This window comes from Myxococcus dinghuensis, assembly GCF_024198235.1.
Classification (GTDB): Bacteria; Myxococcota; Myxococcia; order Myxococcales; family Myxococcaceae; genus Myxococcus; species Myxococcus dinghuensis.
This window is the reverse complement of record NZ_JAKCFB010000003.1, coordinates 170,920-192,043: the sequence shown is the minus strand read 5'-3', so window position 1 is coordinate 192,043 and position 21,124 is coordinate 170,920. Positions and strand designations below refer to the sequence as shown.

The following is a 21,124-nucleotide window of genomic DNA, read 5'->3' as shown; positions in this document are numbered from 1 at the left end:
GTCGGAGAAGGGACGGGCATGGGAGGGGATGAGACAGTGCGAGGGTGTCGTCCCGCCGCGTGTTATGGAGCCATCCATGAATCACGCTCACAGCCAGGCCTTGTTCGCCCGAGCGCAAGCGCGCATCCCGGGCGGAGTGAACTCCCCGGTGCGCGCCTTCCGCGGCGTCGGAGGCGACCCCGTCTTCTTCCGTGAGGGCGCGGGCGCGTGGCTCACCGACGTGGACGGCAACCGCTACGTCGACCTGGTGGGGAGCTGGGGGCCGCTCATCCTCGGCCATGCCTACCCGCCCATCATCGAGGCGGTCATCGACGCGGCCCGGCGGGGCACGTCGTACGGGGCGCCGCACGCGGACGAGGTGGAGTTCGCCGAGCTCATCTGCGGCATCATGCCGGCGGTGGAGATGGTGCGGCTGGTGTCCAGCGGCACCGAGGCCACGGTGGCGGCCATCCGCGTGGCGCGTGGCTTCACCGGCCGCGAGCACATCCTCAAGTTCGAGGGCTGCTTCCACGGCGCGGGTGACCCGTTCCTGGTCAAGGCGGGCAGCGGCGTGGAGACGCTGGGCCTGCCGGACTCGCCGGGCGTGCCGGCCGCGATGGCGAAGCTGACGCTCACCGCGCCCTTCAACGACCTGGCGGCCGTGGAGCGCCTCTTCGACGAGAAGGGCAAGGACATCGCCTGCGCCATCATCGAGCCGGTGGTGGGCAACATGGGCGTGCTGGTGCCGAAGCCGGGCTACCTCCAGGGGCTCCAGGCGCTGTGCCAGAAGCACGGCGTGCTGCTGGTGCTGGACGAGGTGATGACGGGCTTCCGGCTGGCGCGCGGCGGCGCGCAGGAGCTGTACGGGCTGAAGCCGGACCTGACGACGATGGCCAAGGTGATTGGCGGCGGCATGCCGCTGGGCGCCTATGGCGGCCGCGCGGACATCATGCGCAAGGTGGCGCCGGCCGGGCCGGTGTACCAGTCCGGCACGCTGTCCGGGAACCCGGTGGCGGTGGCCGCGGGCATGGCGTGTGTGAAGGCGCTGGCGGCGCCGGGGACGTACGCGCGGCTGGAGCAGGTGAGCCGCATGCTGGAGGAGGGCTTCATCGCCGAGGCGAAGGCCGCGGGTGTGCCCGTCACCGTCAATCGCGTGGGCAGCATGCTGACGGTGTTCTTCACGGACACGCCGGTGTTCGACTACACGAGCGCGAAGGCGTCCGACACGGCGCGCTTCGGTCGCTTCTTCCACGCCATGCTGGACGCGGGCGTGTACCTGCCGCCGAGCCAGTTCGAAGCGGCCTTCGTCTCGCTGGCCATCGGCGAGGCGGAGGTGGCGCACGTGCTCGGGGCGGCGAGAAAGGCCTTCCGCTCGCTTGGCCAGACCGGTTGAGCCGGAGCCCCTCGCGGGGCCCGTCCGCTTCGGACCCTATACCCTGGTGCGCCGCATCGGCGCCGGGGGGATGGGGGAGGTCTTCCTCGCGCGAGAGGAGGCCCCGCGTCGCGCGTGCGTGGTGAAGAAGGTCCTCCCGCAGCTCATGGCGAGCCCCCAGTTCGTGGGCCGCTTCCGGGACGAGGCCCGCGTGGTGGTGCGGTTGCAGCACGCGAACATCGCGCGCGTCTACGCGATGGGCGAGGAGGAGGGGCAGCTCTACCTCGCCATGGAGTACGTGCAGGGCAAGACGCTCAGCCGGCTCACGTACCGGCTCCGGCAGTTGGGCAAGATGATGCCGCTGGGCGTCCTGCTGCACCTGGGCCAGCGGTTGTGCGAGGGCCTGGCGTACGCGCACGACGCGACGGACGAGGAGGGCCACTCGCTGCACCTGGTGCACCGGGACCTGTCCCCGGCGAACATCTGCCTGAGCTACGCGGGCGACGTGAAGATCATCGACTTCGGCGCGGCGCAGTCCACGCTGAAGGAGCAGCAGACCGCGCCCCGGGTGGTGATTGGCAACCTGACGTACATGTCGCCGGAGCAGGCGCGGAAGCGCTTCGTGGACCGGCGCGCGGACGTGTACGCGGTGGGCGTGTTGCTGTGGGAGCTGTCGGCGTGGAAGACGCTGCCGCAGCGCGGGGACCCGGTGGAGCGCTGGCGGCGCGCGGCGTATCCGCAGTGGGAGTCGGCGGGGCGTTATCGCCAGGGATTGCCCACGAGCGTGGACGCGTTCCTGGTGCGGGCGCTCGCCCCGGAGCCGTCGGAGCGGTTCCCGGACGCGGCGGCGATGGGCGCGGAGCTGGCGCGGTTGAAGGAGAAGCTGGCGCCGGGGGTGGGGGACGCGGAGGTCGCGCGGCTGATGGGGCTCGTGTTCCCGCGCGAGAAGAAGGCGGAGGAGGCGCTGCTGCGGGAGCTGCTGCGAGAGGAGTCCGGGCGCACGGGGACGGACCCCGGGCTCGCGGCGGCGCTGGCGCCGCCCACGGCGCTGGCGTTCGAGCACAACGCGGTCATCACGCCCGATGACTTCATCGCCTCCGAGGGCGCGCGTGTCGGGCCACCGCCGAGCGGGTCCGACAGCACGCCCACGCAAGCGCTGTCCGCCGACCACGTGCGTGCCCGCGCGGGCGCCCCGGCAGGCCAGGACGACGAGCCGACGCTGGCGCTGTCCGCCGAGCAGCTTCGCGCGCGTGTCGCCGAGGCCGAGGCCCAGGCGGGTGCGTCGACGCAGGCGGTCTCCGCCGAGCAGCTCCGGGCTCGTATGGATGCGCCCGGGGCGCAGGGCGGCGAGTCGACGCTGGCGCTGTCCGCGGAGCAGCTTCGAGCGCGTGTCGCCGAGGTCGAGGCCCAGGCGGGTGCGTCGACGCAGGCGGTCTCCGCCGAGCAGCTTCGGGCTCGTATGGATGCGCCCGGGGCGCAGGGCGGCGAGTCGACGCAAGCCAGCTCCGCCGAGCAGGTGCGTGCTCGACTCCAGGCATCTGGGACGTCGCGTACTCACGAGGGTGTGTCGGGAGTCCAGGACGATGCCCCGACGCAGGCGCTGTCCTCCGACGCGCTTCGGGTCCGCCTCGGGCCTGGGGACGACGAGCCCACGCGGACGGAGGTCTCGGGACAGACTCCGGGCGAGCGTGGCTCGGGCGGCGAGGACTCCACTGTGGTCGAGGAGCCGGCGCGCTCCGAGCGCGTGAGCGCCGCGTCGGACGATGAACCGACGCGCACCGAGGTCTCTCCGGGCCAGGGTTCCTCGCGAGGGGCAGAGCCGTCAATCGGCACGAGCCCGCAGGGTCCTCAGGTCGCCGCGCGAAGTACGGGTGTCCCATCGCGCCCAGGTGATGATGGGCCGTCCCCTGCGAGGGGCTCGCACGACACGGACCCTGCTGGTGTCCGTGGGGCGGATGACGTGCCTGTTCGGGGAAGCAGACCTGTTTCCAGTCATCCGCCGACAGGCAGCGCGTTCCTGTCGAGCGAGGACGAGCCGACCGCCGTCGATGACCCGAGGAAGCTCCCTCACACTGCGCCGCCCAGGACGGGCACCGTGGGCTCCGCCGAGTCCGCTGCGCAGCTGCCGCCGTACGCCTCGGGCGGAGACGAGCCGACCACCGTCGGCCCTCTCACCGTGGCCCCTCGTGCTCCCGCGAGGCAGGGCGGCGACAGGCCGTTCTCCCCGGGACATCATGCCTCCGCGCCCGTTTCCTCGAGGGCCGTGGCTCCACCCCCGTTGCCCGGCACGAAGCGCGTGGCGGAGCACGACGAGGATGAATCGACCGTCGTGGCTCCCCGTTCCGCCGCGGGTCCTTCGTCCCAGGCGTCATCGCAGGGCACCGGAGATGACGAGACCACCGCCGTCGGCCCTCGCGCTGCCTCCCACGTCACAGGTGCTCCGCAATCAGGTCCTGGCGAAGACGAGGTGACGGCCGTGGATTCTCCTCTGCGCCGGGGACGCTCCGCCGCGTGGGACGCGTCGCCTCCCTTGGGTTCCGGGGAGGGTGTGTCGGGCACTTCGCGATACGGCGCGGTGCGCGGCCCCTCGGTGAACGCTCCGGAGTCCAAGGCCCCTCCCGACGCGACCGAGGCGCTCGACGCGGCGAAGCTGCTCGTCGCCATCGCCGAGGCCTCCGAGCGGCCCTCCGGCACGAAGGCGTCGCTGTATCCCGGTCGCGCCGAGGACACCGTGACACCGACGATGGAGGGCACCCGCTACAAGGCGAACCGACGTGTCCCCCGCGAGACCCAGGTGGGCTTCGGCATCGACATCTCCCAGACGGTGGACACCGCGGCCATCGAGGCGAAGCGCCTGGAGCTCGTCCGCGCCATCACCGGTGACGGCGAGCTGCCCGTCCCCGAGCCGACACGCACGGGCACCTGGCTCCAGGGCCCGCGCCTGTGGATCGCCGGCGCGCTCTTCGCGGGGGCCTGTCTGTTGGGACTGAGCGTCGTCTGGTGGTTGTGGCGCTGACCCGTCGTCCTCGGTCCCGCGAGTGGCGGGTTGTCCATCGCGCGGAATGAATATTCCTGAGCACGAGGACGGGCTGCTGCTGGTGCGCCCTCATACACAGGTCAAGGAAGTTCTCGCTTCCATGTGAGGGAATGGCTCAGCGGCGTGGGTCGATATCACCCTTGCGGTCCCTGAGATTGATTCCGTGCGGAGAGGCACCCCTGAATAAGGTCTGGAGAGGGTGTGTCGGTAACGAGGAAGAGCAACGACGCTCTTTCACGCAAAGGTAGACCTGATGAGTCTCTTGAAACACCTTGTTGTCTCAAGGGGATATCCCCCTGCTGTGTCGACCCTGCTGGCGCTGGCGGTCGCGGGGTGCGGCGCGTCTCCCGCGACGGAGCAACCCCCGCCAGGGAGTGGTGGCCCTGTTTCGGCGCAGGCCGCGCCGCTGGAGACCGGCACCCTGACGCTGTCGCCCGTGGCGGACGCGTACGTCACGCCCGACGCCCCGGACAAGAACTTCGGGCTCAACACGGCGTGGGTCGTGAATCGTCAGTACGCCGAGGCCTACCTGAAGTTCGACCTGAGCAGCCTTCCCTCGAACGCGCGCATCACGTCCGTCGCCTTGTCGGCGTTGGCCTACGATGGATACGCCTACGGTGGGGATGGCAGTGTCTACACGAGCTTCGTCAGCGACGACTCGTGGTCGGAGACGGGCATCACCTGGGCCAACCGGCCCGCGTCCGCGGGCACCCCGTCGGGTGAGTGGTTCCTCTGGTACGACCTCACGCCCGAGGACAAGCTCGGCGTCAACTCCAGTCCGGCGCTCATCCCCGTGGTGCAGGGCGAGTTGGACGGCGACAAGCAGGTGAGCTTCCGGCTTCACTCGCCGGGTTACAAGACGCGCTACCGCTCGCGTGAGTACTCCAATGCGAGCCAGCGCCCGAAGCTCGTCGTCCAATACGAGCTGGCTGACGTCGTCACGGTCCTCGAGCCGGAGGCGGACGCCCGGATCACCGGGAGTTACTGGGAGCGCGGCACGAACTTCGGTGGTTCGCAAGAGCTGGGCGTCTTCTACGGGTGGCCCGAGACTTCGTTCCTGCGCTTCAACCTGGCGAGCATCCCTCCGGGCGCGGTCATCAAGTCCGTGAAGTTCTCCGCCACGGCGACGCGCGGCGCGTCTCCTGGGGGCGACGGCAACACCTATACGCACCTCGTGCCAGACAACTCCTGGGGCGAATACAGCCTGACGTTCGATCAGCAACCGGCCATCTCCGGGGAGCCGTTGGGTGCATGGTTCCTCTGGTTCCCTGGCTACGCCACCGACCCGCACGAACAGGTGGGCGTCAATGACAGTCCGGCGCTGATTCCCGCCGTGCAGGGAGCGTCGGATGCCATCGACCGGCGCATCTCCCTGCGGATCTCCAGCAGCGGGTACATCAGCTACTACCACTCCCGCGAGGCCGAGGACGCCTCCAAGCGCCCGCACCTCGAAGTGACGTACACGCCGTGACTCAAGGGTGGCTCCGGGCGCGGGGAGGGTTTGCGTCCGGAGCCTGCCCGGAGGAAGGGTCCAATGGCAGATACAACCGGAAGCACGTGCCATGGCCCGGCTGTGAGTCGAGCGTGAGTCGTCCCTGGTGGGATTCGATGATGCGCTTCACCACGGCGAGCCCCAGGCCCGTGCCCTTGGCCTTGGTGGTGAAGAAGGGCTCGAAGATGCGGGCCCGGACCTCCGCGGAGATGCCCGGCCCGGTGTCGCTGAACTCCACCTGCACCTCGTGCGCGCCCTCCGCCCTGCGCACCGTCGCCCTCAACCTGCCACCCTGGGGCATGGCCTGCACCGCGTTGATGGCCAGGTTGAGGAAGGCCTGACGCATCATCCGCTCATCCACCGTGACGGGCGGGACGCTGTCCTCCAACTCCAGCTCCACGTGGACCGCGCCAGGGGACTCCGCGAGGGCGCCGCGCACCGCGTCCTCCACCAACTGCGTCAGCGGCACGGGATAGGGATGGGGCGCGGGGGGGCGCGCGAAGGTGAGCAGGTCCGCGACGATGCGGTTGAGCCGGTCCGCTTCCTCCGCGACGATGTCCACCAGCGGCTCCGCCGGGCTGCCCGGGCCCATGATGCGGCGGATGGAGGCCACGGAGTTGAAGATGGCACCCAAGGGGTTGCGCACCTCGTGGGCCACCACGGCGGACAGCTCGCCCAGGGCGGCCAGCCGCTCGCGGCGCACCAGCTGCTCCTGCGTCCGGGCCAGCTCCACGTAGCTGTCCTTCAAGTCCTCCACCAACCGCGCCCCTTCCAGCGCGAGCGCGAGCTGGTTGGCGATGGCGCTCGCGCGTTCGACCTCCGCGGGGGTGAAGCGGCGCGCGCGGCGCGTCTCCGAGGCCACCATCACCCCCACGGGCCGCTCGTGCACCACCAGCGGCAGCACGAGGAAGGCGAGCGCCCCGGCCTGCTCCCGCAGCGTCTGGTCCACGCGGACGTCCGTGGTGGCGTCCTCCACGTTGACGAGCTCCCGCGTGAGGAACGCCAGCCCGGTGGCGGAGGCGTCGGGGATGCCCGCGGGCAGGCTGCCGCCGAGCAGCTCCGGGTGGTTGCCGCTCACCGCGCGAATCTCCAGCCACTCGCCCGCCGCGTCGGGCATGAGGACGTACGCGTCCGGCGTGTCGACGATGCGCGCCAGGCTGGTGACGCCCGTGGTCAGCAGCTTGTCCACCTCCAGCGTGGTGGCCAGGGCCTTGGCCACCTCGTGCAGGAGCGCCAGGTCCTCCGCGCGCCCGCGCAGCTCGCGCAGGAGCCGGTGGGTCTCGATGGCCGCCGCGAAGTGGCTCCCCATGGCCTGGAGCGTCTCGCGCTCCAGCGGCGTGAGGTGCCGGTGCTCGCGGAACAGCACACACAGCGTGCCCACGCCGCGCGAGCGCACGCGCAGCGGGACGACGACCACCGTGTGGAAGCCCCGGCGCGACAGCTCCACCTCGAGCACCGCCGGACACTGGCGCACGTCCACCACCAGCGGCGCGCCCTCCTGCTGGGCCTGGGCGCACAGCCCACCCGACAGCCACAGCCGCGCGAAGCGACGCGTGTCCGCGTCCTCCAGGTCCACGCCGCTGGCGTAGGCCAGCTCCATCTCGCTCTCGATGGGCAGCAGGATGGCCACCGCGTCGCAGGCCACCAGGCCGACGATCTCCTCCGTGCCCGGGCCGAAGAAGGCCCGGGGGTGGGGCGCGGACGCCGCCTCCGACGCCAGGCGGTTGAGCGCGGCCAGGGCGGTGTTCTGCGCGGACAGCCGGGAGATGGTGAGCGCCGCGTCCAGCGCGGCGGAGATCTGCGCGCCGAACAGGCGCACGGGCGCGAGCTCCTCCTCCCTCAGCCAGTCATCCGCGAGCGCGAGCATCGCCCGGGGGCAGCCCTCCACGTCGATGCGCACGGCGATGGTGTGGAAGGGCCCCACCCGTTGCAGCGCGCCCCGCACGCCGTCGGCCTGGGCGCCCTCCAGGAAGTGGAACGACTCCTGGGACAGGTCCGTCGAGTACGCGGAGCCCTCCCTCCACGCCCGCGTCAGCAGGGACGGCCAGCGCCCCACGATGTCCCGCACCCACCGGCCGCTCAGCGCCGGGGCGCCCGGGGGCACCATCCCGGTGGGCACGAACGTCTGGCCCAGGCGCAGCCCCGCGCCCTCCGGGGAGAGCCACGCGAACGCCAGCCCCAGCTCCTCCAGCCCGGAGAACATCCGGCGCAGCACCTCGCCCTCGGTGCGCAGCGCGGGGAGGCCGGCGCCCAGCTCCGCCAGCCGCTGGAGCACGGCGCGCCGTTGGCTCCGCGACGTCACGTCCCGCACCAACGCCACCCAGTCCGGCCCGCTGGGGATGAGCGTCATCTCGACGTACCGCTCGCCCGTGGTCGTGCGCAGGGCGGTCTCGTAGGTGCTGGGGACCGGCTCGCCTCGCATCCGCCGCGAGTGGCGCTCCGTCATCTCCGCCACGCTCGCCTCGCTGAGCAGCCGCGTCGCCTGCTGGCCCACCAGCGCCTCGCGGGGATGGCCTACCAAAGTCCCCAGGGCGTCATTCACATACACGAAGCGGCGCTCGCGGATGACGCAAACGCCCACGGACATCTCATCGAAGGGGGCGTAGGGCGCCCCGGCCCGGATGGATGGATTCACGGCGGCCCTGACTCTTCCACCCCATGCAAGGGTGGAGAAGTGGGCGGCGGGTTGGAGCGATGACCAGACCACAGCCTGGGGTTTTCCCTTACGTCATTGCCTGCCTTTGGCCGACCGGGTGGTGGTCCGCCGTGACAGGAATGTGAGGCCATGGCGGGTCGGGCGGGCCTCCGTCCCGAGGGCGTGGCCCGCCCGTGCCCGACGCGGGTGACTCAGGCGGAGGCGCCCGGATGGGTCCCCGCGCCCCGGTGGTGCGTCTTCTCGTAGAGCCCGACCAGCTCCGCCTGACCCAGCACGTGCCCGTCGATGGCCTTGAGCAGGTCGGCCCGGGTGGGACGGCCCAGGTCCGGCAGCACCGAGTCCAGCGCGTACAGCCGGAAGAAGTAGCGGTGCCTCCCGATGGGGGGCATGGGGCCGCCGTAGCCCATGTTCCCGAAGTCGTTGAGCCCCTGCCGCGTCCCGGGGGGCAGCACGTCCGGCTCGGCCGCCTCGGGGAGCGTCTGGGTGCCCGGAGGGATGTTGTAGAGGATTTGGTGGCAGTAGATGCGCTGGGGCTTCTTCGGGTCCGGGGCGTCCGGGTCCTCGACGATGAGCGCCAGGCTCTTGGTCCCCGCGGGCGGGTTCTCCCAGTGCAGGGGCGGGGAGATGTCCTCCCCCTCGCCCGTGTAGGCGATGGGGATGAGGTCACCGTTCTTGAAGCGGGGGGACGACAGCGACAGCGGCTTGGGCATGGGACCTCCGGGATTCACGGCTAGGGGCAAGCTGGCGACGCCCCGGGGCCGGCGCGGATGAGCGGCGGGAAGTGCGCCCGGCGGCACGGCCCCAGGGCGGGCGGGACCCCGGATGCCAGGGGCTCCAAGTGTGGGGGCCTTCTCGGCGGAGGTAGCCGGACTTGCGGGGGGCTGGCTCCCACCTCGGGGCCAGGGCCTTCCAGGCACGGGGAACGGTTGCACCTGCCGCGCATTCGATGCTAAGCGGCGCCCGCGCGTGGTGGGGTTGGATCGGGTGGCATGGGAAATCCGAGCTTTTCCCGAGGTTTGGGGAGGCGTCCGAATGGAAGCGAAGGAGCCGAGGGAGAAGGTCGGTTCGGACGGCAGCGAGCTGGGAGAGACGGCGCGGCAGATGCGGGCGGCGCAGCCCTACATCGCGGCGGTCTGGAAGCTGGTGGGCGGGGCGGTGGTGGGGGTGCTGGGCGGCTACTGGCTGGACAAGGCGCTGAAGACCGGCCCCTGGTTGATGGTGGGGCTGAGCCTGGTGGGCATCTGCGTGGGCTTCTACGGATTCCTCCGGGAGATGGCCCGACTGGGGAAGCGGAAGTGACGGGGCACGGCGAGGGCGGCGGCGACACGTTCCGGAGCCACGCGGCACTGGCGGCCGGGGTGGCGGTGGTGGGCGCGGCGGTGGCGGGCCTGTTCCCGCAGGTGGTGGAGAACAAGGTTTCGGCGTTGTGGGGCGTGGGGCTGGCGGCGGCGACGGGCGTGGTGGCGCTGCTGATGAAGCGGCGGGCGGTGAAGAAGGACCTGAAGGCGGCGATGGTGGCGGTGGGCGTGGTCTTCGGGTTGCGCGCGTTGGCGGTGCTGGTGGGGTTGCTGGGGATGTTGTCGCGGGGAATGGAGCCGGTGCCGTTCATCATCGGCTTCTTCGGCGTCTACTTCGCGCTGCAGTGGATTGAAGTGAGCTACGTGATGGCCGCGTCCAAGGGCGCGGCGGGCGGAGACGAGTGATGCGCAAGGCAATGGTGCTGTTCGCCAGTCTGTTCGTGGCCACGGCGTGGGCCTCCTCCGAGTCCTCGGAGGGGCACGGCGAGGGTCACGAGCCGAGTACTCCCGAGTACATCCTCCACCACGTCTCCGACTCGAACGACTTCGAGCTGGAGGTCCCGCTCGGCAAGCCCATCCACCTGGGCGCCATCCCCCCCATCCGGGTGGGCTCGTGCGAGCCGAAGATGACGGACCACGGCCCCCAGATTCCGGGCCTGGGTGAGGGCTGCCTGGACCTCTCCATCACCAAGCACACGGTGATGATGTGGCTGGCGGCGCTGCTGCTGCTGGGCACGGTCCTCATCTGGAGCAACCGCGACAAGACGAAGCTGGTCCCCCGGGGCGCGGGCGCCAACCTCATCGAGATGCTGGTCCTCTTCGTCCGGGACGAGATGGCCATCAAGAACATCGGCAAGGAGGACGGCCCGCGCTACGTGCCCTATCTCCTCACCGCGTTCTTCTTCATCCTCTTCATGAACCTGCTGGGCCTGGTGCCCTGGATGGCGACGGCCACCGGCAACCTGGCGGTGACGGCGGGTCTGGCCATCTGCACCTTCCTGGTGACGCAGGCGGCGGGCATCCGCGCGGCGGGCCTGGGCGGCTACCTGAAGCACCTGACGGGTGGCGTCCACCCGCTGCTGTGGCCCATCATGATTCCGGTGGAGGTGCTGGGTCTGTTCACCAAGCCCTTCGCGCTCACGATGCGTCTGTTCGCCAACATGCTGGCGGGCCACATCGTCCTCTTCTTCCTGCTGGGCCTCATCTTCATCCTCGGTCACCCGGGGGTGGCGGTGGTGAGCGTGCCCTTCGCGTTCGCCATCTACCTGCTGGAGCTGTTCGTGGCCTTCGTGCAGGCGTACGTGTTCACGCTGCTGTCGGCGCTGTTCATCGGCATGGCGGTGGCGACGGGCCACCACCACGACGACCACGGCCACGGTGAGCAGGGCCACGGCCACGCCGAGGGCGGCGCGGGCCACGACCACGGCAAGGCGCACGCCTGAGACAAGTTGGCGGGGCGCCAGCGGTCCGGCGCCCCGGTCGAAGACCTGGCGATTCGAAAGGTCGCCAGAGGTAGTCCTGAAGGGCCATCACGACCCCCCCACAAGCGGGTCCTCGCTACGAAAAGAGAAGCACCGCCATGACCAACCTCGCTCTTGCCTTCCTCGCTGCCGGCCTTGGCGCCGGTCTGTCCATCATCGGCGCCGCCCTCGGCATCGGCAAGCTGGCCGCCGCCGCCATGGACGCGACGGGCCGTCAGCCCGCCGCCGGTGGCGACATCCGCACCTCGATGATCATCGCCGCGGCCCTCATCGAAGGCGCCACGCTGTTCGCGCTGGTGGTCTGCATCCTGCTGGCCACGAAGACCGCCTGATTCCAGCGCGGTTCGCTTCATCGCCGGTAGGGGCGCCGGTGCCCGTGGCCACGTGTCGCGGGTGCCGGTGTCACCCCGGAAGCAGCACCTGAAGTTCCCTCTGCCGTTCCTCCCTCACGCCGGACACGTCGCCATGTTCCTGCCCTCCGTCCTCGCCGCCAGCAGCCTCGTGAGCGTCCAGCCGGGCCTCATCTTCTGGACCCTCGTCACCTTCGTCATCGTCTTCTTCGTCCTGCGGTCGAAGGCGTGGGGACCCATCCTCCAGTTGGTGGAGGAGCGCGAGAAGCAGATTTCGGCCGCCATCGAGAGCGCCAAGCGTGAGCGCGCCGAGGCGGAGAAGCTGCTGGCCGACCAGAAGACGGCCATCGCCGAGGCGCGCCGCCAGGCCGCCGAGGAGACGCGCCGCAACCAGCAGGAGATGGAGAAGTTCCGCGAGGAGCTGATGGCCAAGAGCCGCAAGGAGGCGGAGGAGCTCAAGGTCAGCGCGCGTCGTGAAATCGACGAGCAGAAGGCGAAGGCCATCGCCGAGGTCCGCGCCATGGCGGTGGACCTGGCCATGGAAGTGGCGGGCAAGCTGGTCAACGAGCGCATGGACGACAGCAAGCACCGCGCGCTGGCCGAGCAGTTCGTGCAGGGCCTCCCGCTGAGCGGCTCCGGCAACGCCGGCGTGCGTCGCTCGGCCTAGTCCGGGGAAGCGCGCCCCCCGGCGCGTTTGTTCCAGGGAATCACCATGGGTCTTTCCATCGGCATCGTCGGGCTGCCCAACGTGGGCAAGTCCACCCTGTTCAACGCGCTGTCGGCCGAGGGCGCTCGCGCGCAGGCCGCCAACTACCCCTTCTGCACCATCGAGCCCAACGTGGGCGTGGTGCCGGTGCCGGATGACCGCCTGGACAAGCTGTCCGAGCTCATCAAGCCGCTGAAGAAGGTCCCCACGTCGCTGGAGTTCGTGGACATCGCGGGCCTGGTGCGCGGCGCCTCCAAGGGCGAGGGCCTGGGCAACCAGTTCCTGGGCAACATCCGCCAGGTGAACGCGGTGCTGCACGTGCTGCGCTGCTTCGAGGACGACAACGTCACCCACGTCGAGGGCGGGGTGAATCCGGTGAGGGACCGGGACGTGGTCGACACGGAGCTGTGCCTCAAGGACCTGGAGACGGTCGAGAAGCGCCGCGAGCGCACGCAGAAGAACACCAAGATGGCCGGCAAGGCGGGCGACGAGGCCAAGGCCGAGCTGGTGGTGTTGGACCGCGTGAAGGCGGGGCTGGATTCGGGCGTGACGGTGCGCGCGCAGAAGCTGTCCGAGGAGGAGCTGGCCGTCATCCGCGACCTGTTCCTGCTGACGGACAAGCCCGTGCTGTACGTGGCGAACATCAGCGAGGGCGAGATTGGCAAGGAGGACGCCAACAAGCACGTCGCCGCGGTGAAGGAGATGGCCGCGAAGGAGGGCTCGGAGGTGGTGGTGCTCGCGGCGGCGCTGGAGTCGGAAATCCAGCAGCTGCCGGAGACCGAGCGCCCGGGCTTCCTGGAGAGCGCGGGGCTGACGGAGCCGGGTCTGCACAAGGTGGTGCGGGCGGGCTACAAGCTCCTGGGCCTGTGGACGTACTTCACGGTGGGCGAGCAGGAGTGCCGCGCGTGGACCATCGACAGGGGCGACAAGGCGCCGCAGGCGGCGGGCAAGATCCACTCGGACTTCGAGCACAAGTTCATCAAGGCCGAGGTGATGCGCTGGGAGGACCTGGTGCAACTGGGCAGTGAGTCCGCCGTGAAGGAGAAGGGCCTGCTCCGCATCGAGGGCAAGGAGTACGTCGTCCAGGACGGCGACTGCATGCACTTCCGCCACGGCAATTGATGGCGTGCGCGGCCTTGGAGCCGCCAGCCATGACGCACCCCGCGGGCGCTTTCCGGCAAGGAGGGCGCCCGCGAGCCGTTTCAGAGCACGACGCGGGGGCCGCGCAGGGCGGTGTAGACCCAGAGGCCCACGGCGACGACGGCGAGCACGGTGGTGAAGATGGCCGCGCGGCGCACGCGCGGGATGTCCTCCGTCTGCCGTGAGGCGTACAGCCACATGCCGCCCACGCGCAGCACGACGAAGGCGACGAGCAGGATGACGCCGACGACGAGCCAGCCCGGGGGGCGGGTGAGGAGGACGCCCCAGGAGCCGAGGAAGGCGACGTTGCCCAGCAGCGAGGCGATGGCGAAGCGGGGGTAGGTGCGTCGAGGATCCACGGCGCGCAGTGTGTACACGGTGGCGCCTGGAGCCAACCGGGGATTGTGCGGGTGGTTGGCAGGTGACAGGGGCGGGCTCACCAGTGGCATGTGCGGAGGAGGGCGTCTCCTTCGCCAGCGGTGAGGTCCGCGAAGGCGACGACCTCGATGTGGGCTGGGCTGTAACAGAGCGCCATGCCGCCGTAGATGTCGCAGGTGGGCGAGCAGATGTCCGAGGAGAAGAAGTCGTTCGCGCGACACCGGCCATGGGGGAGAGCTATCGAGGCGCAGGGGCGGCCACGGATTGCGGCGACATGCGTGTCCGTGTCCTCGAGGCGCACCGTGCAGGTTTTCCCATCCTCTCGCGGGACCACCGCTGTTGTCCGTGAGCAGGCGGAGAGGGACAGGCTCAGGGCGATGAGGAGTGTGATGATGCGTGATGGGCTTCCTTGTGACACGAGTCCTTCCTCGCGCGAGCGTCTGGCCCTCGGTGTCCGAGGAGCCAGAGCCAAGCAGCGGGGGAGTCCGGAATGTACAGGTTGTGTGCCGGGATACGAGCCTTCAGTCGTTGGACGGGTATGCGGAGACGGTGAGCCCAATCTTCAGCGTTGCCAAGACCTGAAGTGCCTTCGCGTCAATGAAGACGCTGGCGGTGAAGGCGCGCTCACCACCGACCACCAGCCCAACATCGAGCATTGGGGCAACACCTAGTGCGACCAGTGTTTCCGCGACGTCTCGCCACTGCCACAACACCTTCTCGATTTGCGCCGAAACCACTTCGGAAGAGGCTGCCTCGAACAAAGTCTTGTTGAACCCGGAGTCGGTGGCAACTCGGCCACCGACCCCAATCTCTCCCTTGCGCCATGTGGCATCTGGACTGAGGGCTGGAAAGTGGCGCAGGAAGGCATCGATATCGAAGCTAGCTCCTGAAGCGCGCCAGATGACGATGGTCATGGCCGTTCTCTCCATTTGTGCATGGTTATCGACACATTTCTTCTCTTTCCCAACGGTCTGGCAGTCCGTTTTGGTCAAAATCGCAGTCCATGGTCGAGCAGGCCACGTCGGACGAAGACAAGATGTCTGGCAAGAGAGATTCGACGATGTCTTCCAATCCGATTGTGAGGTTCGGGGAGTCCCAATCCTTCTTCGAGTCTGGCCCTGGCTTGCCGAGCTGCTTCCACTCCTCGTGTAGCGCGTCTGCCTCCTCCTTCGAGAGGTCAGGATCTCCAGGCCGCTTCACCTTGCGGTGGTACCAATTCCAGAAATCCTTTGCCAGTTCGTAGAGCTTGTCCTTCGGAGCTAAACCAACGATCTCGATTCTCGCACGACGTCAGGAGGCGCGCCTGAGGTCGACTCGCCGCAGGGATGGACAGGCAGAGCGCTGTGCATTCCGCGCGTCGAGGTAGGCATGTACCCGCACCATGAGCTGGGCCATGGTCAGCGGTGGTTTCGCGTGACGTTGGCGTGCAGGTCGAGCGACACGCGCTCGATGCGGTTGCCCTGGGGGCAGTAGGGCGGCAGGAAGTGGAGCACGATGCGCTCTCTGAGTTGGACCAGCGCCTTGCGAGTCTTCTGACTGGTGTGGACCGCTGCATTGTCCAGCACGAGGTGGATGCGGCGGGCGCGCCGGTACTCCCCCGCCAGCCGCCAGAGCAACTGGATGAAGAGGTCGCTGGCCTTGGATTTGCCCTCCACCCACGTCAGCTTTCCCGTCCGGACATTCAACGCTCCGGCCAGGAAGCGCTTCTGGTTGTTGCCCGGTGCCACCACCACCCGACGCTTCCACGCGGGCCAGGGACACTCGACGATGGGCCTGGCGGCCTTGCGCCGCGCGCCGAGCCAGGTGAGCGCACGACCCATGGTCGCCACGGACACCTGGGGCAGCCCGCGGCGCTCAAGCTCCAGGCACAGCAACTCCCGTGTCCAAGTGGGCCGGCACCAGCCCCAGTCCTCGGGCGTTCCCACCAGCACCCGCGCCAGCCTCTCTCGGAATCGCTCGTCTACCTTGCGCTGGCCGTGGCCCTCCCTCCTGTCTCGCAGCGCTCCGCGTCCTTCCTCCCGGTAGCGGCGCACTGCACTGACGACGGTGGAGGTGGCACAACCCAACTCCCGGGCTGCGGCGTTGCATGAGGCTCCCCGCCCCACGGCCGCCACGGCCATGCACCGCCGCATGGTGAGCGGGCAGCCGCCAGGCGCCGCACCCGATTGAATGGCTCACCGACAACGGGCCGGCCTTCACGGCCCACCCGACGCGCGAATTCGGGGCCAGCCTGGGGCTGCTCATCCGCACCACGCCGGCCTACTCGCCGGAGAGCAACGGCATGGCGGAGTCCTTCGTGAAGAGCTTCAAGCGCGACTCCGTGTACCTGAACCGCCTGGACAGCGCCGAGATGGTCCTCCAGCAGCTGCCCCGCTGGTTCGACGACTACAACGCCGTGCACCCCCACAAGGCCCTGAAGATGCTCTCCCCCCGCGAGTTTCGGCTCGCGAATTCACCCCACTGACCCTGTCCGATTTGACGGGGGCAACTCCATATTGCGGTTGAAGGGTATGACAGATGAATTGCTGACAAAGGGGAAACTCCTCACCAAGAAGGGGGTACTACCGGAAGGCACCACGCTGGGTTTCCCCTTGAGGGAATCGAAGGAATAGGCGCTCAGTCCTTGGCTCCCAAGCAGCGCGCCGCACAGCCTGACGCCCGTGCTTGCACTTGGCGCATATCTCGCTACGCGCTATACTAGTGCCACGCCTGTCATAAAAGACTGGGAGTCCTGAGCCAGTTTATCGGCATCAAAGGAGACGATATGGCGAACACAAAGGTAACGCTTAAGCTGAGAAACACCACAGCAGATGCGCTTGAAGTTGTTTTGGAGCCATGGACAGGGCAGTATCGATTGCCCCCCGGCGTCGCGTTCGATGTCGTGGCGGAAGGAGATATCTCTCTCCCCCTCGAGGTTGAGATTTTTGAGGGTCGAATCATTGTCTACAGCTTTGACTCCGAAGGAGCCGATATGGATATTTTCCACAACGGCCAAAAAGTAGACCAGGGATGGCCTTAAAGCAAACAGCCCCTAAACGAAAGTCAGGGCTGTGCTGGTTGGAGTTGCCTCGGCTTCGTGGCTCTCTCGCACATTGTGTGGAGCCCCCCGGGAGTGGAGACGATCTTGAGAAGGCGCGGCATTTCGATCGCGTGAGCCACGATCAGTGGAAGCAGGACGGCCGGCGGAGCGATCGCGAGAGCGCGAGGCTTGCCGGCCGTCAGTGCTGCGGAGGGGTTGCATCAGGCCGCGTCGAACTCTTGCTCCTGGTCGGAGCGGCGAGACTTGCCGGAAATCCGGACGAGCAGTCCCTTGGTAACCGACCGACGGCGGGCGTCCTGAATTGAGCGCGCCTCGCGGGTTGTTGGGGCATGCGACGACCCAATCCGGATGAGTGGCCGAAGTGGGTGGAGGAGTTCGAGGCAAGTGGGCTGCAGCAGAAGGAGTTCGTGGCCAAGCACGACTTGTCCTTGGGCACGCTGCAGTACTGGCTCTACAAGAAGGGCAAGAAGCCCCCTGGGACTGGAGTCTGGTCCGCCCGCATCTTCTCAAGGACAGGCAAGAGTGGCGGATGCCCTGTGCAACCCAATGCGAAGGCAGCACAATAACGAACCTCTGGTGAGGGCTCTCCGAGCGCTTCGAGCAAGGCGCTGACGCCCTGCAGGAACTTCTCGGACGTCGTCTTCAAGTTCGCGAAGCCGTATCCCAATGCTTCCGAGGCCTGCCCCCGGACCTTGGGGTCCTCCTTCCGGTCCAGGAGGATGGAGACCATGAGGCCCCACAACGCGAGGTCTCCATGCCAGGTCAGCGCATGGAGAATGGCGTCGCGCTTCGGCCCGCGTCTCCTTCTCGAGGAGCTCGAGAAGCCTGGGGGCTGTCGATGCATCCGTGGAGAGCACCTTGGCGGCTTCGACCATGGCGTCAGGCTCCTGTCCGACGATGGCTCGAAGTGCCGACTCGCGCTCGTTCTCCGACAACGGCTTACGCTTTTTCACGAAGTCCCTCATCCGTGCTTGTTTGCACTGTCATCCCCTACTTGGGCGCGTCCATCGGCTCCACGTACCGGGCCCTGGGGCGCAGCAGGTGTCCTTGCGCACGTTGCTCCAGGATGTGCGCGACCCAGCCCGCCGCCCGTCCGACGGCGAAGATCGTGGCGGCGGCTCCCGGGGGGAGGCCCAGTGCATCCGCCACCATCACCAACCCGTAGTCCAACGCCGGAGGAGGGTGTCCGGCCTGCCGCATCGCCTCCAGCACCGCGCTCGCCATGCGGACCCCTGGTGCCTCTGGACGGAACGCGCGCGCTCCCTCGATGAGCGGCGGCAGTCTCGGGTCTCCGTCTGGATACAGCCGATGCCCGAACCCCGGGACACTCTCTCCCCGACGGAGCCGCTCCCGCACCACCGCCGCCGCGCGCTCCGGTCGGCGAATCTCCGCCAGCAAGGCCTCCACCCGGTCGCATGCCCCACCGTGCCGATGTCCCGACATCGCCGCGAGCGCCGCGCTCACGCACGCATACAGGTCCGCTCCCGAGGATGCCGTCACCCGCGCCGTGAACGTCGACACGTTGAGTTCGTGGTCCGCGCTCATCACCAGCGCCCGGTTCAACAACGTCGGCGCCCGCGCGTCCCGGACGTCCCACGCCACCGCAAGTGACTCCGCCATCGTCTTCGCCTTCAGTGCCCGCGCCACCCGCCCCGGTGCCTGTGCCACGCAGACCCACGCGGCCAGGTGACGCAGCAGCCCGCGCGCCCGCTCCTGCTCCTTCTCCGGCGTCGCTCCGAAGCGCAGCGCATCCCGGGCCCCCAGCAACGGAACCACCGTCGCCAGCGCCAGCAGCGGCGGCGTCTCTTTCGGAATCAACCGCGCCACCTCCGAGGCAGGGAAGGGCGCCTTCACCGCGGGCCAGACGACCTCTCCCGCGGGAAGCACCCCGGACCACAGCAGCTCCGCCACGGCTTCGAGGCTCCGCCCCTCCATCGCCAGCGTCACCGCCGAATGCCCCCGGTACGCCAACCCCTCCGCGCCCACCCGTGACACCGACGAGTCGATGACCGGCTCACCCCAACGCAACGCACCCGACGCCACCGCCGCGTGCCCCGCGCGGGCGTCGTGCCGCGTCTTCAATCGCTCCAGGTCGGACCGGACGTAGCGGTTCTCCTTCGTGCCCGTCTCAGGCACGCACCGCACGAGCCCTCGGCTGACGTACGTGTAGAGCGTCGCGCGCTTCACCCCCAACAGCGCCGCCGCCTCCACCGCCGTCAGCAACTCCTCCTCAGGTCGATGGTCGAATCGAGATTGAGAGCGTCCGCCCTTGCGCCTACTCATGTCTCACCAACCTCCAGGACCTCCAGTGTCGACTCGACTCGATTGTCTGTCGAGACGCGCGCGCCATCCCATGTCTGGAGGGCTGGAACCTGAAAGGAGCATCGTCATGCAGGTGGACTTCGGACGCACTTCAGCCGACTACACACGGCACCGCGCCGGCTTCCCTGACGCGTTCTTCGATCGGCTCGCCCGCGATGGGCACCTGCGCGCCGGCCTGCGCGCCCTGGACCTCGGCACGGGGACGGGCACCGTGGCCCGAGGGCTCGCCCAGCGTGGCTGCTCGGTCACCGCGCTCGACGTGTCCACGCCCCTGCTCGCCGCGGCCCGCCAGCTCGCCGCCGACGCGGGCCTCTCCATCGATTTCCGCGAGGCCCCCGCCGAGGAGACGGGCCTGCCCTCGGGCACCTTCGACCTGCTCACCGCCGGCCAGTGCTGGCACTGGTTCCACCGTCCCACCGTCGCTCGTGAGGCCACGCGCCTGCTCGCCCCGGGAGGCCGCATCGTCATCGCCCACTTCGACTGGGTCTGCCTGCGCGGCAACCTCGCCCAGGCGACCGAGGACCTCATGAGCGAGTTCAATCCCAATCCACCCGCCTACGAGCACTTCGCCAACGGCGTCGGCATCTACACCCAGTGGCTGCGCGACATCTCAGACGTGGGCTTCACGAACCTGGAGACGTGCTCCTTCGACGTGCCTGTCTTCTACTCCCCCACCGCGTGGCGGGGCCGCTGCCGCGCCAGCGCCAAGGTGGGCGCCTCGCTGCCTCCCGCCAAGGTGGAGCGCTTCGACGCCGCGCTCGCCCGCATCCTCGCCGAGCGCTTCCCCGGTGAGCGCCTCGACATCCCCCACCGCGTCTTCATCCTCACGGCCACGCGGCCCTGAACCGGAGTCCACGCCATGTCCTCCCATCCCCACGTCGTCCACGAGCCCGCGCTGCCCTGGACCGAAGTCATACAGGGCCCACGCGTCACGTATCGTCGCAAGCAATTGGGCGCCGCCGCCAAGGGCCAGAAGCTGGGGTGCAGCCTCATGGAGCTGCCACCCGGCAAGCACGCCTGGCCGCTGCACTACCACCTCGCCAACGAGGAGGCGTACTTCATCCTCTCCGGCTCCGGCCGCCTGCGCCTGGGCGAGACGTCCCTGCCGGTGAAGGCCGGTGACTACGTGGCGCTCCCCGCGGGCGCTGGCACCGCGCACCAGCTCATCAACGACGGTGACGCGCCGCTGCGCTACCTCGCCTTCTCCACCATGCTCGAGCCCGACGTGATGGTGTACCCCGACTCCCGCAAGGTGGTCGTCACCGCGGGCTCGGCGCCCGGAGGGGACAAGGCGACGCGGACGCTGTACACCGCCCTCCCGCTCTCCGCCGAGGTGGACTACTGGAGTGGTGAGGAGCGATAACGCCTCGCCGCATGCCCTCCCTGCTCGACGTGCTCACCCGAGAGCGACTCCTCAAGGACCGCGAGGCCGCCCTCGAGGTCGTGTCCCGCGAAGAGCCGCCCCAGGTCTCACTCCTGCGACTGTGTGACGCGGGACTGTTGATGGGTGGACTCACCGTCGCCTACGACGTGCGCCCGGACGAGCTCATGGGGCCCCTCACCCTCGCCATGGGGGGCTCCGCCCGCACGCTCAAGGTCGTCGACGTGCGCGAGCGCCCCGTCCTCGAGCTGCACGTCCAGTATGGGGAGCGCACCGAGCGCTGGGAGGTGGAGGACCTCTCCGTCCTCGTCCACAACCTCAACGACCTCTATCGCGACGACCCCTCCGTGCGCGCCGTCGCGGAGCTGGGCGAGTGGCAGGATGCCCTCCAGCTCTGGTGCCTGGACAAGTCGCTCCTCCCTCGTCTCGCCCGCCAGCCGTTCTTCGCCCCCCGCAACGCAAGGGCTCTGACGCACCCGGGCAAGTAGTTCC

21 protein-coding genes and 2 pseudogenes are annotated in these 21,124 nt (G+C 69.1%); 15 read left to right on the top strand and 8 right to left on the bottom strand.

The window, feature by feature from the left end; genetic code table 11:
- Window positions 1-76 precede the first annotated feature (76 nt).
- From hemL to LZ198_RS05765, 3 genes are all read left to right on the top strand, one after another.
- Entirely contained in the window at window positions 77-1,372 is a 1,296-nt protein-coding gene (gene hemL, locus LZ198_RS05775; RefSeq protein WP_253970868.1) for a glutamate-1-semialdehyde 2,1-aminomutase, read from the top strand.
- Window positions 1,356-4,367: a protein kinase domain-containing protein gene (locus tag LZ198_RS05770; RefSeq protein ID WP_253970867.1), complete on the top strand. Its 3,012-nt coding sequence runs from the start codon at window positions 1,356-1,358 to the stop codon at window positions 4,365-4,367. Before hemL ends, LZ198_RS05770 begins: the two co-directional genes overlap by 17 nt.
- 322 nt (window positions 4,368-4,689) lie before the next feature.
- Complete coding sequence (locus tag LZ198_RS05765) at window positions 4,690-5,859, top strand: DNRLRE domain-containing protein (RefSeq protein WP_253970866.1); 1,170 nt, start codon at window positions 4,690-4,692, stop codon at window positions 5,857-5,859.
- Window position 5,860: 1 nt separating this feature from the next.
- On the opposite strand, the gene LZ198_RS05760 is transcribed toward LZ198_RS05765, so the two are convergent.
- Window positions 5,861-8,467 carry an ATP-binding protein gene (locus LZ198_RS05760; protein WP_253971102.1) on the bottom strand — a complete coding sequence of 869 codons (2,607 nt, stop codon included), beginning with the start codon at window positions 8,465-8,467 and terminating at the stop codon, window positions 5,861-5,863.
- Window positions 8,468-8,727: 260 nt separating this feature from the next.
- On the bottom strand, window positions 8,728-9,246 hold the full coding sequence (locus LZ198_RS05755; protein WP_253970865.1) for a YbhB/YbcL family Raf kinase inhibitor-like protein: 519 nt from the start codon (window positions 9,244-9,246) through the stop codon (window positions 8,728-8,730).
- A gap of 322 nt (window positions 9,247-9,568) precedes the next feature.
- Here LZ198_RS05755 and LZ198_RS05750 point away from each other — a divergent pair, with 322 nt between their 5' ends.
- The 6 genes from LZ198_RS05750 to ychF all read left to right on the top strand — a co-directional run bounded on the left by LZ198_RS05750 (window position 9,569) and on the right by ychF (window position 13,493).
- Window positions 9,569-9,835 carry an AtpZ/AtpI family protein gene (locus tag LZ198_RS05750; protein WP_253970864.1) on the top strand — a complete coding sequence of 89 codons (267 nt, stop codon included), beginning with the start codon at window positions 9,569-9,571 and terminating at the stop codon, window positions 9,833-9,835.
- Entirely contained in the window at window positions 9,832-10,239 is a 408-nt protein-coding gene (locus LZ198_RS05745; RefSeq protein WP_253970863.1) for a hypothetical protein, read from the top strand. Before LZ198_RS05750 ends, LZ198_RS05745 begins: the two co-directional genes overlap by 4 nt.
- Complete coding sequence (gene atpB, locus LZ198_RS05740; protein WP_253970862.1) at window positions 10,239-11,276, top strand: F0F1 ATP synthase subunit A; 1,038 nt, start codon at window positions 10,239-10,241, stop codon at window positions 11,274-11,276. The genes LZ198_RS05745 and atpB overlap by 1 nt, the downstream gene beginning before the upstream one ends.
- Window positions 11,277-11,413: 137 nt before the next feature.
- Window positions 11,414-11,647 (top strand): ATP synthase F0 subunit C, encoded by a 234-nt coding sequence (locus LZ198_RS05735; RefSeq protein WP_253970861.1) that lies wholly within the window; start codon window positions 11,414-11,416, stop codon window positions 11,645-11,647.
- Window positions 11,648-11,780: 133 nt separating this feature from the next.
- Entirely contained in the window at window positions 11,781-12,332 is a 552-nt protein-coding gene (atpF, locus tag LZ198_RS05730) for a F0F1 ATP synthase subunit B (RefSeq protein WP_253970860.1), read from the top strand.
- A gap of 45 nt (window positions 12,333-12,377) precedes the next feature.
- On the top strand, window positions 12,378-13,493 hold the full coding sequence (gene ychF / locus LZ198_RS05725; protein ID WP_253970859.1) for a redox-regulated ATPase YchF: 1,116 nt from the start codon (window positions 12,378-12,380) through the stop codon (window positions 13,491-13,493).
- An 80-nt stretch (window positions 13,494-13,573) separates the two neighbouring features.
- Here ychF and LZ198_RS05720 read toward each other — a convergent pair whose 3' ends face one another.
- The 4 genes and pseudogenes from LZ198_RS05720 to LZ198_RS05705 all read right to left on the bottom strand — a co-directional run.
- Entirely contained in the window at window positions 13,574-13,888 is a 315-nt protein-coding gene (locus LZ198_RS05720) for a hypothetical protein (RefSeq protein WP_253970858.1), read from the bottom strand.
- A 522-nt stretch (window positions 13,889-14,410) separates the two neighbouring features.
- The gene (locus LZ198_RS05715; protein WP_253970857.1) at window positions 14,411-14,803 is read right to left on the bottom strand and encodes a hypothetical protein; all 393 of its coding nucleotides are present in this window, start codon (window positions 14,801-14,803) and stop codon (window positions 14,411-14,413) included.
- Window positions 14,804-15,286: 483 nt separating this feature from the next.
- Window positions 15,287-15,709 carry a transposase gene (locus tag LZ198_RS05710; RefSeq protein WP_253971101.1) on the bottom strand — a complete coding sequence of 141 codons (423 nt, stop codon included), beginning with the start codon at window positions 15,707-15,709 and terminating at the stop codon, window positions 15,287-15,289.
- Between the two features lie 45 nt (window positions 15,710-15,754).
- Window positions 15,755-16,009 (bottom strand): annotated as a pseudogene (locus LZ198_RS05705) (helix-turn-helix domain-containing protein); the annotation flags it as partial.
- Window positions 16,010-16,050: 41 nt separating this feature from the next.
- On the opposite strand from LZ198_RS05705, the pseudogene LZ198_RS05700 reads away from it, so the two are divergent.
- The 3 genes and pseudogenes from LZ198_RS05700 to tnpA all read left to right on the top strand — a co-directional run.
- Window positions 16,051-16,353 (top strand): annotated as a pseudogene (locus tag LZ198_RS05700) (integrase core domain-containing protein); the annotation flags it as partial.
- A 300-nt stretch (window positions 16,354-16,653) separates the two neighbouring features.
- Complete coding sequence (locus LZ198_RS05695) at window positions 16,654-16,908, top strand: hypothetical protein (protein WP_253970856.1); 255 nt, start codon at window positions 16,654-16,656, stop codon at window positions 16,906-16,908.
- 350 nt (window positions 16,909-17,258) lie between these two features.
- A complete protein-coding gene (gene tnpA, locus LZ198_RS43610; protein WP_407667381.1) occupies window positions 17,259-17,495 on the top strand; it encodes an IS66 family insertion sequence element accessory protein TnpA in 237 nt (78 codons plus the stop codon).
- On the opposite strand, the gene LZ198_RS43605 is transcribed toward tnpA, so the two are convergent.
- The gene (locus LZ198_RS43605) at window positions 17,381-17,659 is read right to left on the bottom strand and encodes a HEAT repeat domain-containing protein (protein ID WP_407667380.1); all 279 of its coding nucleotides are present in this window, start codon (window positions 17,657-17,659) and stop codon (window positions 17,381-17,383) included. The genes tnpA and LZ198_RS43605 overlap by 115 nt on opposite strands.
- A gap of 260 nt (window positions 17,660-17,919) precedes the next feature.
- Entirely contained in the window at window positions 17,920-19,212 is a 1,293-nt protein-coding gene (locus tag LZ198_RS05690; RefSeq protein ID WP_253970855.1) for a citrate synthase family protein, read from the bottom strand.
- A gap of 106 nt (window positions 19,213-19,318) precedes the next feature.
- On the opposite strand from LZ198_RS05690, the gene LZ198_RS05685 reads away from it, so the two are divergent.
- The 3 genes from LZ198_RS05685 to LZ198_RS05675 are packed head-to-tail and all read left to right on the top strand — an operon-like array spanning window position 19,319 to window position 21,120.
- The gene (locus tag LZ198_RS05685; RefSeq protein WP_253970854.1) at window positions 19,319-20,095 is read left to right on the top strand and encodes a class I SAM-dependent methyltransferase; all 777 of its coding nucleotides are present in this window, start codon (window positions 19,319-19,321) and stop codon (window positions 20,093-20,095) included.
- 15 nt (window positions 20,096-20,110) lie between these two features.
- The gene (locus LZ198_RS05680; RefSeq protein ID WP_253970853.1) at window positions 20,111-20,614 is read left to right on the top strand and encodes a cupin domain-containing protein; all 504 of its coding nucleotides are present in this window, start codon (window positions 20,111-20,113) and stop codon (window positions 20,612-20,614) included.
- 11 nt (window positions 20,615-20,625) lie between these two features.
- The gene (locus LZ198_RS05675; protein ID WP_253970852.1) at window positions 20,626-21,120 is read left to right on the top strand and encodes a hypothetical protein; all 495 of its coding nucleotides are present in this window, start codon (window positions 20,626-20,628) and stop codon (window positions 21,118-21,120) included.
- Window positions 21,121-21,124 lie beyond the last annotated feature (4 nt).

What these genes read in the sequence shown, in the direction of transcription:
- hemL (WP_253970868.1), top strand. Translation starts at nt 77, where the DNA reads ATGAATCACGCTCACAGCCAGGCCTTGTTCGCCCGAGCGCAAGCGCGC.
- LZ198_RS05760 (WP_253971102.1), bottom strand. Translation starts at nt 8,467, where the DNA reads ATGTCCGTGGGCGTTTGCGTCATCCGCGAGCGCCGCTTCGTGTATGTG.
- LZ198_RS05755 (WP_253970865.1), bottom strand. Translation starts at nt 9,246, where the DNA reads ATGCCCAAGCCGCTGTCGCTGTCGTCCCCCCGCTTCAAGAACGGTGAC.
- LZ198_RS05750 (WP_253970864.1), top strand. Translation starts at nt 9,569, where the DNA reads ATGGAAGCGAAGGAGCCGAGGGAGAAGGTCGGTTCGGACGGCAGCGAG.
- atpB (WP_253970862.1), top strand. Translation starts at nt 10,239, where the DNA reads ATGCGCAAGGCAATGGTGCTGTTCGCCAGTCTGTTCGTGGCCACGGCG.
- LZ198_RS05735 (WP_253970861.1), top strand. Translation starts at nt 11,414, where the DNA reads ATGACCAACCTCGCTCTTGCCTTCCTCGCTGCCGGCCTTGGCGCCGGT.
- atpF (WP_253970860.1), top strand. Translation starts at nt 11,781, where the DNA reads ATGTTCCTGCCCTCCGTCCTCGCCGCCAGCAGCCTCGTGAGCGTCCAG.
- ychF (WP_253970859.1), top strand. Translation starts at nt 12,378, where the DNA reads ATGGGTCTTTCCATCGGCATCGTCGGGCTGCCCAACGTGGGCAAGTCC.
- LZ198_RS05715 (WP_253970857.1), bottom strand. Translation starts at nt 14,803, where the DNA reads ATGACCATCGTCATCTGGCGCGCTTCAGGAGCTAGCTTCGATATCGAT.
- LZ198_RS05710 (WP_253971101.1), bottom strand. Translation starts at nt 15,709, where the DNA reads ATGGGTCGTGCGCTCACCTGGCTCGGCGCGCGGCGCAAGGCCGCCAGG.
- LZ198_RS05695 (WP_253970856.1), top strand. Translation starts at nt 16,654, where the DNA reads ATGGCGAACACAAAGGTAACGCTTAAGCTGAGAAACACCACAGCAGAT.
- tnpA (WP_407667381.1), top strand. Translation starts at nt 17,259, where the DNA reads ATGCGACGACCCAATCCGGATGAGTGGCCGAAGTGGGTGGAGGAGTTC.
- LZ198_RS43605 (WP_407667380.1), bottom strand. Translation starts at nt 17,659, where the DNA reads ATGGTCTCCATCCTCCTGGACCGGAAGGAGGACCCCAAGGTCCGGGGG.
- LZ198_RS05690 (WP_253970855.1), bottom strand. Translation starts at nt 19,212, where the DNA reads ATGAGTAGGCGCAAGGGCGGACGCTCTCAATCTCGATTCGACCATCGA.
- LZ198_RS05685 (WP_253970854.1), top strand. Translation starts at nt 19,319, where the DNA reads ATGCAGGTGGACTTCGGACGCACTTCAGCCGACTACACACGGCACCGC.
- LZ198_RS05680 (WP_253970853.1), top strand. Translation starts at nt 20,111, where the DNA reads ATGTCCTCCCATCCCCACGTCGTCCACGAGCCCGCGCTGCCCTGGACC.
- LZ198_RS05675 (WP_253970852.1), top strand. Translation starts at nt 20,626, where the DNA reads ATGCCCTCCCTGCTCGACGTGCTCACCCGAGAGCGACTCCTCAAGGAC.